11 protein-coding genes and 1 pseudogene are annotated in these 12,352 nt (G+C 59.8%); 1 reads left to right on the top strand and 11 read right to left on the bottom strand.

Annotation, left to right across the window (positions count from 1 at the left end):
* The first annotated feature begins 224 nt into the window (after positions 1 to 224).
* Positions 225 to 791, top strand: coding sequence for a phasin family protein (locus tag BLV81_RS07690; protein ID WP_092354084.1), 567 nt, complete (start codon positions 225 to 227; stop codon positions 789 to 791).
* Positions 792 to 899: 108 nt separating this feature from the next.
* Here the strand turns inward: BLV81_RS07690 and paaZ are convergent, their stop codons facing one another.
* The 11 genes and pseudogenes from paaZ to paaK all read right to left on the bottom strand — a co-directional run bounded on the left by paaZ (position 900) and on the right by paaK (position 12,348).
* Positions 900 to 2,942 carry a phenylacetic acid degradation bifunctional protein PaaZ gene (paaZ, locus tag BLV81_RS07685; protein WP_092354082.1) on the bottom strand — a complete coding sequence of 681 codons (2,043 nt, stop codon included), beginning with the start codon at positions 2,940 to 2,942 and terminating at the stop codon, positions 900 to 902.
* A 65-nt stretch (positions 2,943 to 3,007) separates the two neighbouring features.
* A complete protein-coding gene (paaY, locus tag BLV81_RS07680; RefSeq protein ID WP_092354384.1) occupies positions 3,008 to 3,619 on the bottom strand; it encodes a phenylacetic acid degradation protein PaaY in 612 nt (203 codons plus the stop codon).
* A gap of 22 nt (positions 3,620 to 3,641) precedes the next feature.
* Positions 3,642 to 4,421, bottom strand: coding sequence for an enoyl-CoA hydratase-related protein (locus BLV81_RS07675; protein ID WP_092354080.1), 780 nt, complete (start codon positions 4,419 to 4,421; stop codon positions 3,642 to 3,644).
* A gap of 48 nt (positions 4,422 to 4,469) precedes the next feature.
* Positions 4,470 to 5,171 carry an ABC transporter ATP-binding protein gene (locus tag BLV81_RS24180; RefSeq protein WP_255365061.1) on the bottom strand — a complete coding sequence of 234 codons (702 nt, stop codon included), beginning with the start codon at positions 5,169 to 5,171 and terminating at the stop codon, positions 4,470 to 4,472.
* A gap of 204 nt (positions 5,172 to 5,375) precedes the next feature.
* Positions 5,376 to 5,780: pseudogene (locus BLV81_RS24175) on the bottom strand (hemerythrin domain-containing protein); the annotation flags it as partial.
* A 10-nt stretch (positions 5,781 to 5,790) separates the two neighbouring features.
* Positions 5,791 to 6,546, bottom strand: a complete 756-nt coding sequence (locus BLV81_RS07665; RefSeq protein ID WP_092354078.1) for an ABC transporter ATP-binding protein — start codon at positions 6,544 to 6,546, stop codon at positions 5,791 to 5,793.
* Positions 6,547 to 6,548: 2 nt separating this feature from the next.
* Positions 6,549 to 7,583: a branched-chain amino acid ABC transporter permease gene (locus BLV81_RS07660; RefSeq protein WP_369823837.1), complete on the bottom strand. Its 1,035-nt coding sequence runs from the start codon at positions 7,581 to 7,583 to the stop codon at positions 6,549 to 6,551.
* Complete coding sequence (locus tag BLV81_RS07655) at positions 7,580 to 8,455, bottom strand: branched-chain amino acid ABC transporter permease (protein WP_092354074.1); 876 nt, start codon at positions 8,453 to 8,455, stop codon at positions 7,580 to 7,582. The genes BLV81_RS07660 and BLV81_RS07655 overlap by 4 nt, the downstream gene beginning before the upstream one ends.
* Before the next feature lie 40 nt (positions 8,456 to 8,495).
* The gene (locus tag BLV81_RS07650) at positions 8,496 to 9,647 is read right to left on the bottom strand and encodes an ABC transporter substrate-binding protein (RefSeq protein ID WP_092354072.1); all 1,152 of its coding nucleotides are present in this window, start codon (positions 9,645 to 9,647) and stop codon (positions 8,496 to 8,498) included.
* A gap of 110 nt (positions 9,648 to 9,757) precedes the next feature.
* Positions 9,758 to 10,963: a 3-oxoadipyl-CoA thiolase gene (pcaF, locus tag BLV81_RS07645; protein WP_092354070.1), complete on the bottom strand. Its 1,206-nt coding sequence runs from the start codon at positions 10,961 to 10,963 to the stop codon at positions 9,758 to 9,760.
* Between the two features lie 35 nt (positions 10,964 to 10,998).
* Positions 10,999 to 12,348: a phenylacetate--CoA ligase PaaK gene (paaK, locus tag BLV81_RS07640; protein WP_092354069.1), complete on the bottom strand. Its 1,350-nt coding sequence runs from the start codon at positions 12,346 to 12,348 to the stop codon at positions 10,999 to 11,001.
* Positions 12,349 to 12,352: the final 4 nt, after the last annotated feature.

The raw sequence follows: 12,352 nt of genomic DNA, 5'->3' as shown, positions 1-12,352 counted from the left end.
AAACTACAGCCCTTAAATGCCTTATCATTTCATCAAGAATATCGTTGGTACTGTCAAAATTACCAGCTAGACATCTGGCGACAAAAATCTACAATCGCATTTGTGCGCCGCACAATATGCCATTTCAATCAATGGTGCTCTGTAACCAGCGGCTAATCTTTAGCCATCTTTTGCCGTCCTACTGATGTCGTCTGTTTTTACGACACTGTATCCTTGGAGAAACCATGTCTACCATTGCAGAACAATTTTCAGCTGCCGCCAAAGCAAATTTTGAAACTAACCTGGCTCTGTATACCGATCTCACGACCAAAGCATTTGCCGGCGTGGAAAAGCTGATCGAGCTCAACCTGAGCGCTGGTAAAGCTTCGCTGCAAGAGTCGACCGCCACCACCCAGAAACTCTTTGCTGCCAAAGACCCGCAAGAATTTTTCTCGCTGAGCGCAGCGCTGGCCCAACCGAACGCGGAAAAAGCCATCGCTTACGGCCGCCATTTCGCCAGCATCGCTTCCAGCACACAGGCCGAGCTGACCAAGGTTGCTGAAGCCCAGGTTGCGGAAACCAAGCGTAAAGTCATCGAGTTCGTTGACCTGGCGTCGAAAAACGTACCGCCAGGTGCGGAAGGCGCAGTTGCTTTCGTCAAATCGGCAATCGGCAGCGCCAACGCCGGTTACGAACAGTTGGCCAAGAGCACCAAGCAAGCAGTTGAAACCATCGAAAGCAATGTCAACAACGCCGTCGATCAACTGTCGCAGGCCGCTACCAAGGGTACAGCTCATTCGAGCAAGAAGTGAGCTTTAGCTACATGAGCTAGCGCTTAGCATGTAACTTATCGGTGCGGCTTGCCGCACCGGCAAGCTGAGCGTTCCCTTGTTGCTGGCCGAGAATGAGCAGCAGCCTGCCTAACTGCGCTTGGCAACCAGCGTCAGAATATCGTAGGAAGCCACCAATTCACCATGTTGATTGCTGACTTCGACATCCCACGCAACCACCCCCTGTCCGAGGCCGTTGACATCTTTTTTGTTATGATCGATTTTGCGTTTGCAGGTAAGGCGAGCCCGAATCGTGTCGCCGATGCCGACCGGCTTGACGAAACGCAGTGTATCCAGTCCATAGTTGGCCAGCACGGGTCCTGGCGCCGGCGATACGAATAATCCGGCTGCGGCCGACAGGACGAAGTAACCGTGCGCGATACGCTTGCCAAATGAGGATTCCTTGGCGGCAATTTCATCGAAATGCATATAAAAATAATCGCCGGACAAACCGCCGAAATTGACAATATCCGCCTCCGTGACGGTACGACGATGGGTTAACAGCGAATCGCCGATTTGCAATTCTTCAAAGTGATGACGGAACGGATGGATGGCAGATTCGCGCACTGCTGCGCCACGCACATGCTCGCCCACCGCTGCGGCCAGCATGGTGGGAGAACCCTGCAGCGCAGCACGCTGCAGATAATGCTTAACCGCGCGCGAGCCGCCCAGCTCTTCGCCGCCGCCAGCCCGCCCCGGACCGCCGTGCTTAAGCTGCGGCAACGGGGAGCCATGCCCGGTGGATTCCACGGCTGCTTCGCGATCGAGTATCAAGATACGACCGTGCAAGCCCGCAATGACCGGAATCGCTTTCGCCGCCACTTGCGGGTCATGCGTGACGAGAGTACCCACCAAACTACCGCGGCCACGCGCGGCAAGTGCCAGAGCGGCATCGAAATCGTCGTAAGCCATCAAAGTGCTTACCGGCCCAAACGCTTCTACGTCATGCACCGCATCGTTATTCATGGGATCGCGGCACAGCAGCAATGTGGGCGCAAAAAAGGCGCCGTTTGCCACGCTGTCCCCCAACGGCTGAAAGCCGTCGCGCTCGCCGAAGACCAGTTCATTGCCACGAGCCAACAACGCCAACTTTTCAGCGACGTCTTTTTGTTGCGCTTTGGACGCCAGCGGCCCCATCCTTACGTTATCCAGTGAGGGATCGCCGACAATTACCTTGGCCAGCCTTGCCTTGAGCCGTTCCGCGACCGCATCGATATGCGTTTGCGGGACGATGACACGACGGATTGCCGTACATTTCTGACCAGCCTTGGTGGTCATTTCACGTGCAACTTCTTTCACAAACAGATCGAACTCTTCATCATCGGGGCTCACGTCCGGACCAAGAATGGCGCAGTTCAGGGAATCCGCTTCAGCATTAAACGGCACCGACTGCCGGATCAGGTTTGGATGCACACGCAGTTTGGCCGCAGTATCGGCAGAACCGGTGAAGGTAACCACGTCCTGCCCTTGCAAGCGGTCCAGCAAATCTCCTGTGCCGCCGATAATCAGTTGCAAGCTTCCTGCCGGCAAAATACCGGAAGCATCGATCAGCCTGACCAGCGCCGCAGTCAGGTAGCTGGTGGCGGTCGCCGGTTTGACTATGCACGGCATGCCGGCCAGGAAAGTCGGCGCGAATTTTTCCAGCAAGCCCCAGACCGGAAAGTTGAATGCATTGATGTGGAGCGCGACGCCGCCGCGCGGCACCAGTATGTGGGTGCCGGCAAACTTGCCCTGCTTGCCCAGTCCGACCACCGGTCCTTCATGCACCAGATTACCGGATGGGAATTCATTTGCGCCTATGCTGGCGTAGGCGAACATGGTGCCGGTGCCGCCTTCGATATCGATCCAGCTATCGCTTCTGGTCGCACCGGTGTGCGCGGATATGGCATACAGCTCTTCCTTGCGCTCGGCCAGGTACTTGGCGAGCGCCTTGAGACGCGCGGCGCGCTGCTGGAAATCCAGCGCCAGCAATCCGCGCAAGCCGTCGCCACGGGCATGGCTGACCGCCTCGCCGAAATCGATCGCTTCGGAATGTGTAAAACCGACCACCTTGCCGTTGACCGCGCTCAACAGCTCTTGGCCGGCAGCTTCGCCAATCCAGCGGCCGCCAATATAACTTTGTATCGTTTGCATGATTGATTGTCTTTCTTTGGTCGAATATTAAATTTGCCCGTATCGCACATCACATATCGCAGGAGTCAGCGTTTCGCGTTTTTGGTCCGATGCAGAATGCCGCCAGACGCGGCATTCACGCGCTGCCGGTCCGGCTCCACTGCCGTCAGGGCTACCGTTTCTTGCATCGTGCGCAGCGATCTTTCCGTCAATTCCTGGTATTGCCGGGTGCCTGCCGTCTTCCAGGCGATTTCTTCTTCAGTGAGCGCGCGCAGCACCTTCGCCGGCGAACCGACCGCCAAGCTGCGCGCTGGAATCACCGAGCCGGCCTTGACGAAGGCCATGGCGGCCACGATGCTGCTTGCGCCAATCACGGCATCGTCCATGACCACCGCATTCATGCCAACCAGCGCATTGCGTCCTATGCGGCAGCCATGCAGCACCGCGCCATGGCCGATATGGCCATCCTGTTCAACCACAGTATCGCTTTCCGGAAAGCCATGGATGACGCAGGTATCCTGCACATTGGCGCCCTCCTCCAGGACTAGGCGGCCGAAATCGCCGCGCAGCGAAGCTGCCGGACCGACGTAGCACCTTGGCCCGATGATGACGTCACCGATCAGCACCGCACTCGGATGGACATACGCCGATGGATGGACCACAGGCGTGACGCCATCGATTGAATAGACTTTAACCATGAGCAGCTCCATACAATGCAAACTAGCGCCCGCTGAACGCCGGCGCACGCTTTTCCAGGAATGCGGCAATGCCTTCTTGACGATCATCGCTTGCGGCCAGCAACGCGAAGGACTTGCGTTCCAGGTTCAGGCCGCTCTCCAGTCCAAGCTCGAATGACTTCAGCATCGCTTCCTTGGCCAATCTGACAGCCAGCGGCGACTTACCGGCAATCACCTCTGCCAGCGCCAATGCGCGCGCGATAGTCTGGCCGTCCGGCGTGACTTCTGCGACCAGGCCGGCTGCCAGCGCCGCAGCGGCATCGATCATTTCGCCGCTCAACACCATCTTCATGGCCAGCGGCTTGCCCACGGTGCGTATCAGCCGCTGGGTACCGCCTGCCCCCGGTATCGTGCCAAGATTGATTTCCGGCTGGCCGAAACGGGCTCCCGCGCCGGCGACGACGATATCGGCATGCATCGCCAGTTCGCAACCGGCCCCTAAGGCGTAGCCGTTCACCGCCGCCAGCAGCGGCTTGTGAAATGCCGCGATTGCTTTCCAGTACTCAGGTCTGATGTCGGTCAGCGCATCTATCGGCCCCAGCTGCGCCATCTCCTTGATGTCGGCGCCGGCGGCGAATATTTTTTCTCCTCCGGTGATGACCACCGCGCGTACCGCATCGTCGTCAGTTGCGCCACGCAGCGCCACGCCGATTTCGCGCAACGTATCGTTGCGTAGCGCATTACGCGCCTCGGGACGATTCAGCGTGATCAGCAAAATGCCGGCCCGGCTGCGGTCGACCAGGATGTCCTGGTAGTTTTCCATAGGATTTCCTCAGTATTTTTCCGTTAAATGCATTTTTGCGCCTGCCGCCTACATGCCTAGGTAGGCGCTCTTGACTTGCTCGTTGTTCAACAGCTCGGGACCTGGACCCGACAGCGTAATGACGCCGGTTTCAATTACGTAGCCGATATCCGCAATCGACAGCGCCGCATGCGCGTTTTGTTCGATCAGCAGAATGGTGATGCCTTGCGCTTTCAAATTCCCGATAATGCGGAATATCTCTTCTACCAGAAGCGGGGCCAGCCCCATGCTCGGTTCGTCCAGCAGCAGCAGCTTTGGCCGGCCCATCAGCGCGCGCGCCATGGCGAGCATCTGTTGCTGCCCGCCCGACAACGTCCCGGCAGGCAGAAGACGCTTTTCCTTCAAGATCGGAAACAGCGCGTACATCCTTTCCATATCGTGCGCGAGCTCTTCCTGCGGACGGGTAAATGCACCCAGCCGCAGGTTGTCTTCGATCGACATCGGGCCGAATACCTGGCGGCCTTCCGGCACCTGGCAAATGCCGGCGCGCACCCGCTTGTCCGGAGCCATGCGGGTAATGTCGGCCGCATGCAGGGAGATACTGCCGGCACCGGTCGGCTGCACACCGGAGATACAACGCAGCAAAGTCGTCTTGCCGGCGCCGTTGGCGCCAACCAGTGCGACCAGTTGTCCTTCGCCGACCTGCAGGTCGATGCCGTGCAATGCCTGTATGCGCCCATAGTGGCTGGTCACCCCCCTGATTTCGAGCACCGGGCGTTTGGCGTCCGGCTGCGCGTTGGCGATCGCCGCACTACCCAGACCCACAGGCTCCGGCGCAAGCATCACAATGCGGGCGCGCAAATCGGCAAACTCGGCGCGCGCATGCACGCCAAACAGCGGATCCTGGTTGTCCAGGAACGCCGCGTCGATTTCCTGCCAGTCTTCTGCGGTCAATACCTCTCGCGCCAATGGCAACACGGTCGTTTCTTCAAATCGCATATGCGTGCGCAGACTGTCGATGAAACGCGCCATCTGTTCGAAGTATGCCGCCCTGTCGTTCTGGTTGCCTTGCGCCAAACTGAAGACCAGCGCCCGCAGTGCGGCCAGGTGCCGCGGTCCGGCTTCGTGCTCGGCTTCGAGCTTTTCTATGGCGGCGACCGCATGCGGAGCACGCAGCCGTAACAGACGGAATAGATACCTGTCTTCTTTCGGATGGTGCATGCGGTCGATGTACGCGTCCAGATAGTCGAGCATCATGACCACTACGCTGGCGCCGCCATGCGAGCCGCTGCTCTGCATTTCCCGGCTGATGCTGTCGAGCGCCGTGGTCAAACGCCACATTCCGCGGTGTTCCGCGCTGATGATATTGAGAGCTTGCATGACGATTTCCTTAGGCAGATGCGCCCAGATAGGCGGCGATAACATCCGGGTTGGCGCGCACTTCGGCCGGCGTGCCTTCCGCCAGCTTCTGGCCGTAATCGAGTACCGAAATGATGTCGGACAAGTTCATCACCAGCTTCATGTCGTGCTCAACCAGCACCATGGTGACGCCCGAATCCGCAACCTTCCGTATCAGTACCTCGATCTCGCGGGTTTCCGTATGATTGAGCCCCGCCGCCGGCTCGTCGAGCAGCAGGATCTTTGGCTTGGCCGCAAGCGCACGCGCGATTTCGAGGCGCTTCAAGGCCCCGTATGACATCTGGCTGGCGGCTGACCCGAGATACTTGCCGACCCCGACGAACTGCATCAGTTCGGCCGCTTCGTCACGGCATAGGACATCGGCACGGCGCACCGACGGCAGTCGCAGCATGCCGGCAATCAGGCTCCGGTTCAGGCGCAGATGCGCGCCGACCATCACGTTCTCGATCGCGCTCATGTTCATGCATACCTGCAGGTTCTGGAAGGTGCGGCTCATGCCTCGGCATGCCAGCTGGTCGGGCGCCATGCCGGCCACATCCTCGTTCAGAAACATGATCTCGCCGCCGGTCGGGGTGTACACGCCGGTCACCAGGTTGAACAAAGTGGTCTTGCCAGCCCCGTTCGGTCCGATCACAGAATGGATGGTTCCCTCTTTAATCGAGATACTGACATTCTGTACCGCCTTTACACCGCCGAACGTCTTGCTGAGATTTTGAATGCTGAGCATGATTAGCGTCCCTGGCTGCCGAAGCGCCGATGCAAGGTCGGCACCAGGCCTTGCGGCATGAATATCATGGTCAGCATGAGGATCACGCCGTACACCACCGTTTCCCAGCCCTCAAAGGTCGACAGCACTTGCGGCAGCAAGGTGAGCAATGCGGCGCCGACGATGGAGCCGAATACCGACGCCATGCCGCCGGTCACCACCATCGTCACCAGCTCGATGGAGTGGAAGAAGCCGGCGATTCCCGGTGTGACGAAGCCGACGTAATGCGCACTCAGGCTACCGGCCAGGCTCGCCGCCACGGCCGACAAAACGAAGACGCGCAGCTTGAAGCGCGTGGTGTCGACGCCAACCACGCGCGACGCCACTTCCGACCCGTGGATGGCCTGCAGCGCGCGGCCGCCGGGAGAGTCGATCAGATTCAGCGCCGCCCATGTGGCCAGCACCAGCAGCACTGCCACGACTGCGTACCAGGTCTTTTCGCCCGCGATGGTCCAGCCGAGCAATGCGAATGCCGGTACCGCCATGCCGTCCGGCCCGCCGGTGTACTGCGCTTCATTGGTGAGGACAATCGAGATGATGATGCCAAGGCCCAGCGTCGCCATCGCCAGCGTATGGCCTTTCAGCCTCAGGATTGGACGCGCGACGACGAATGCAAGGATGCCGGTTGCGGCAGCGCCCGCCAGCATCGCCGGCAACGGCGCCCAGCTGAAGTGCGAGGTAAGCACGGCGGATGCATACGCACCGATGCCGAGAAAGCCGGCATGTCCGAGGCTGATCTGCCCGGTGTATCCCATCAGCAGATTGAGGCCGATCACGACGATGGCATTGATCGCGATGCGAATCGCAACGTCGTAGTAAAAGCTGTTTGGCAGCAGCCACGGCAGCAGCGCCAGGATCACTGCGAGAATCGCCAGGCCCTTGTAACGCGCAATATGACTGCTCATGCGCGCAGTTGACGCGGTTGGAATAGCAACCGTTGCGGACGCTGGCGCAGGAGTCACGGCAATGCCCGCGGCCCGGGTAGATGAAGTTTTCATACGCGCTCCGTTAGTTTGGCGCCGAACAGTCCGCCCGGACGGAAAAACAGGATCAGCAGAATCAAGACAAACGGCACTGCATCCTTGTAGGCAGACGAGATGTAGCCGGCCGCCATGGCTTCGCTTACTCCCAGGATCAGGCCGCCGGCAATCGCGCCGAGGCCGCCGCCGAGGCCGCCGAGTACCGCGGCGACAAACCCTTTCAGGCCGAGCATGATGCCGATATCGTACGAGGTGTAGGTGATCGGCGCCAGGATGACGCCGCCGACCGCCCCGAGCACCGCGGACAGGCCGAATGAGAGGAGCAGGATCATCCTGGTATTGACGCCGACCAGCTGTGCTGCCAGCTTGTTGTGCGAGGTAGCCAGCATGGCCTTGCCCAACAGCGTTTTGCCGAAGAACCAGCCGAGTATCAACACGATGACCAGCGCCACGCCCAGCACCCATAGGCTTTGGGGCAACAGGCTGGCGCCCATGACCTGGATCGGCGTCTCGCCGGAAAAGGCCGGCAAAGCGTGGTTGCCCTTGCCAAGCCAGACCTGGATCAGGCCGCGAATGGTCAGCGAGGCGCCGATCGTGATAATGATCAGCGTGACGACTTCGGCATTTTTCGCCGGTTCGATCGCCAGCTTTTCGACAATCAGGCCGGCTATGCCAGTCAACACGACGGCGATCGCGATAGCTGCCGGCAATGGCAACCCGGCGGCCAGCAACGCCGTGGAAAACATCCCGCCGAGCATGATGAATTCACCCTGTGCGAAATTGATGACGCCACTGGTGTTGTAAATGATGGTGAAGCCGAGCGCGGCAAGCGCGTAGGCGGCGCCGATCGTAATTCCTGTAAACAGGAACTGGAGGAATTGGGCAAGCATGGTATCTCCTTGATACGCAAAAAACGCAGTCGCGCCAGTCCTACTTCGACAACGTCCAGTCGCCGTTCTTGACTTCAACCATGCGGAACGCGCTCAGATCGAGGCCCAGGTGGTCGGTGGCCGACATGTTGAACACACCGGTCGTGCCGACCAAGCCTTTGGTCTGTTCAAGCGCGGAACGCACCTTTTCCTTGTCAACGGAACCGGCGCGCTTGACCGCATCGACGTAGAGCACGAGCGCATCGAAGGCGTAGCCGCCAAAAGTGGACGGTTCGACCTTGAACTTGTCGCGGTATGTCTTGTTATAGCCGACCACCACTGTCTTTTGCAGATCGTTGGCCGGCAACGCCTGTGCAATCAGCATCGCCGGGGTAGGCAGACGCACGCCTTCCGCCGACTTCCCGCTCAGCTTGATGAATTCCTCCGACGCCACGCCGTGCGACTGGTACAACGGCAGTTTGCTGCCGAGCTGGCCGTAGTTCTTGGTCACGATGGCAGGGCCCTGGCCGAGGCCGAACACGAAGATCGCCTGCACGCCCGGCGTACCTTTGATCTTGGTGAGCTGCGCAGTGGTGTCAGTGTCTTTCGGGCCGTAGGTCTCGTCCGCCACCAGCGTGATGCCATACTTCGCCGCAACGCCCTGGGCTTCCTTGCGGCCCGACTGTCCGAAGCCGCTGGACTCTGACAACAGGCCGACCTTGGCAATGCCGCGCTTCTGCATATCCTGAAACACCTTTTCCGCCGCCATGCGGTCGGTATGCGGCGTCTTGAAGACCCATTTCTTGGCCGGCTCGACGATCACCACCGCGCCGGCAAGCGAAATGAACGGCACGCCAGCCTTCTCGACCAGCGGCACTGTCGCCATGGTGGCGCCAGTAGTAGTGCCGCCGATGATGACATCGACTTTGTCGGCTTCGATCAGGCGCTTGGCAAAACTGTTGGCCTTGCTCGACTCGCTGCCGTCGTCATAGTGCACCAGCTCCAGCTTGCGTCCGAGCACGCCGCCTTCGCTATTGATCTTCTCCACATAGGTCTGCAGGGTTTTCAGCTCCGGATCGCCGAGAAATGCCGCAGGGCCGGTTACGGACAGGATGGAGCCGATTTTGATTGGTTCTGCCGCAGCGGCGCCGAATGCCGTCGACAGCAGGAATGCACCGACCAGGAGGGCCTTGCCAAAAATTTTCTGAGTCATGTTTGTCTCCAACTTCCTCTAAGGATTTTGTAAAATATTTTTAAACTTCTGCTTGCTTCATACCTACCCGTGCGGCTTGCCTGCTTTTGCAGCAGACTTCTGTGTCCGCGTTACACGCGCTCGATGATGAGTGCAATGCCCTGGCCGACGCCGATGCACATCGTGCACAGGGCATAGCGGCCGTTGCTGCGCTCCAGCCGGTTCAATGCCGTCATCACCAGGCGCGCGCCGGATGCGCCGAGCGGATGGCCGATGGCAATGGCGCCGCCGTTCGCATTCACATGCGCCGCATCGTCGGCCAAACCGAGGTCGCGTGTCACTGCCAGCGCCTGCGCGGCGAAGGCTTCATTGAGTTCGATCACGTCCATTTGCGCCAACTTCAGTCCGGTCTGCGCCAGCACCTTCTTCGATGCCGGCGACGGACCGAAGCCCATGATGCGCGGCGCCAGGCCGGCCGTCGCCATGCCCAGCACGCGGGCGCGCGGCTTTAGTCCATGGCGCTGCGCTGCGGCGGCGGATGCCAGCAGGATCGCGCAGGCGCCGTCGTTGACACCGGACGCATTGCCTGCCGTGACGCTGCCGTCCGGGCGCACCACGCCCTTGAGCCTTGCCAGCATGTCCAGCGAAGTCTCCGGACGCGGGTGTTCGTCAGTCGCAAAAACCTTTGCATCGCCCTTCTTTTGCGGGATGCTGACCGGCACGATTTCGTTGGAGAAGAAGCCGGCGGCCTGCGCGCTGGCCCAGCGTTGCTGGCTGCGCACCGCCAGCGCATCCTGATCGGCGCGGCTGATCTTGAAATCGTCGGCGACGTTCTCGGCAGTTTCCGGCATCGAGTCGATGCCGTACTTCGCCTTCATCAGCGGATTGACGAAGCGCCAGCCGATGGTGGTGTCCTCGATTTTCGCCGAGCGCGAGAATGCGCTTTCAGCCTTGGCCAGCACGAACGGCGCGCGGCTCATGCTTTCCACACCGCCGGCGATGATCAGACCGGCTTCGCCGGCCTTGATGCTGCGTGCGGCGAGACCGACCGCATCCAGGCTGGAACCGCAGAGCCGGTTGATGGTATTGCCCGGCACTTCGACCGGCAGCCCAGCCAGCAGTGACGCCATGCGGCCGACGTTGCGATTATCCTCGCCGGCCTGATTGGCGCAGCCATACAGCACATCGTCGACTTCGGCCCAGTTCACGCCTGGATTGCGCTCCATCAACGCCTTGATCGGTAGCGCACCGAGGTCATCCGCTCGCATGGACGACAAGGCCCCACCGTAGCGGCCGAACGGTGTGCGGATGGCATCACAGATAAAGGCTTCATTCATTTCAGACACTCCTAAAATTCCAGTTTTGCTATGGTTTATATGGCGCCACCAGGCCGTTCAGAGGTGATCTTCGGACGCAGATCGATCACATGCCTGGCTTTGCCGGTCAGGGTGCGTTCGATGCCGTTCGGCGGCAACACGCTGACCTTGGTGGTGATGCCAACGTAGGTCTTGATGGCGCGCTGCAGTTCTCTTGCCAGTTCCTCTTTGTCGGACGGCGACACGCTGTTGCTGATATCCGGCCTGATTTCAACCAGCACTTCGACTTGGTCAAGATTGCCGTCACGGCTGATGAGCAACTGGTAATGCGGCGCCAGCTTCGGCATCTTCAGAATCAGTTCTTCAATCTGGGTCGGAAACACATTCACGCCGCGTATGATCAGCATGTCGTCGGAACGGCCGGTGATCTTGCCGATGCGGCGCATCGAACGCGATGTCGGCGGCAGCAGACGCGTCAGGTCACGCGTGCGGTAACGGATGATCGGCAATGCTTCCTTGGTCAGCGAGGTGAATACCAGTTCCCCCTCTTCGCCGTCGGCCAGAACTTCACCGGTGTCCGGATCAATGATCTCGGGATAGAAATGATCCTCCCAGATCACCGGACCATCCTTGCTTTCGACGCATTCGCTGGCGACACCCGGGCCCATCACTTCCGACAGGCCGTAAATATCCACCGCATCGATACCTGCGCGCGCTTCGATCTCAGTGCGCATTGCATCTGTCCACGGTTCGGCGCCAAATATCCCGACCTGCAGCGAACTCTCGGAAGCATCCAGCCCCTGCCGGGTGAACTCTTCGATGATGTTCAGCATGTAGGATGGCGTGACCATGATGATGGACGGCTTGAAGTCGCGGATCAATTGCACCTGCTTTTCCGTTTGCCCGCCGGACATGGGGATCACGGTGCATCCGAGGCGCTCCGCACCGTAGTGCGCACCGAGACCGCCGGTGAACAAACCGTATCCGTAAGAAATATGCACCATGTCGCCGCGGCGGCCGCCGGCCGCGCGGATCGAGCGCGCAACCACATTGGCCCAGGTGTCGATGTCGTTCTGGGTGTAACCGACGACGGTTGGCTGGCCGGTGGTGCCGCTGGAAGCATGTACGCGTACCACCTGTTCACGCGCAACGGCGAACATTCCGAATGGATAGTTTTCACGCAAATTTTGCTTGGCCGTAAACGGAAACCTGGCAAGGTCAGCCAGGGTCTTCAAGTCATCCGGGTGCACACCCGCGGCATCAAACGACGCACGGTAGTGCGGCACGTTGTCGTAGGCATGCTTCAATGACCACTTCATGCGCTGCAATTGCAGCGCTTGCAGTTCGTCCTTGCTTGCCAGTTCAATCGGCTCCAGGTCGCCCGGCTTGGGTTTACGTTGCGGCATATAT

The organism is Collimonas sp. OK242, from assembly GCF_900107095.1.
In the GTDB taxonomy this organism is placed as follows: Bacteria; Pseudomonadota; Gammaproteobacteria; order Burkholderiales; family Burkholderiaceae_D; genus Collimonas.
The sequence above is the reverse complement of the archived record's forward strand: the minus strand, read 5'-3'. Positions and strand labels throughout refer to the sequence as shown.

Excerpts from the sequence above, each read along its gene's own strand:
- pcaF (WP_092354070.1), bottom strand. The coding sequence starts at position 10,963 with ATGAATGAAGCCTTTATCTGTGATGCCATCCGCACACCGTTCGGCCGC.
- paaY (WP_092354384.1), bottom strand. The coding sequence starts at position 3,619 with ATGGTTAAAGTCTATTCAATCGATGGCGTCACGCCTGTGGTCCATCCA.
- BLV81_RS07690 (WP_092354084.1), top strand. The coding sequence starts at position 225 with ATGTCTACCATTGCAGAACAATTTTCAGCTGCCGCCAAAGCAAATTTT.
- BLV81_RS07660 (WP_369823837.1), bottom strand. The coding sequence starts at position 7,583 with ATGAAAACTTCATCTACCCGGGCCGCGGGCATTGCCGTGACTCCTGCG.
- BLV81_RS07650 (WP_092354072.1), bottom strand. The coding sequence starts at position 9,647 with ATGACTCAGAAAATTTTTGGCAAGGCCCTCCTGGTCGGTGCATTCCTG.
- BLV81_RS07665 (WP_092354078.1), bottom strand. The coding sequence starts at position 6,546 with ATGCTCAGCATTCAAAATCTCAGCAAGACGTTCGGCGGTGTAAAGGCG.
- paaZ (WP_092354082.1), bottom strand. The coding sequence starts at position 2,942 with ATGCAAACGATACAAAGTTATATTGGCGGCCGCTGGATTGGCGAAGCT.
- BLV81_RS07655 (WP_092354074.1), bottom strand. The coding sequence starts at position 8,455 with ATGCTTGCCCAATTCCTCCAGTTCCTGTTTACAGGAATTACGATCGGC.
- BLV81_RS07675 (WP_092354080.1), bottom strand. The coding sequence starts at position 4,421 with ATGGAAAACTACCAGGACATCCTGGTCGACCGCAGCCGGGCCGGCATT.
- paaK (WP_092354069.1), bottom strand. The coding sequence starts at position 12,348 with ATGCCGCAACGTAAACCCAAGCCGGGCGACCTGGAGCCGATTGAACTG.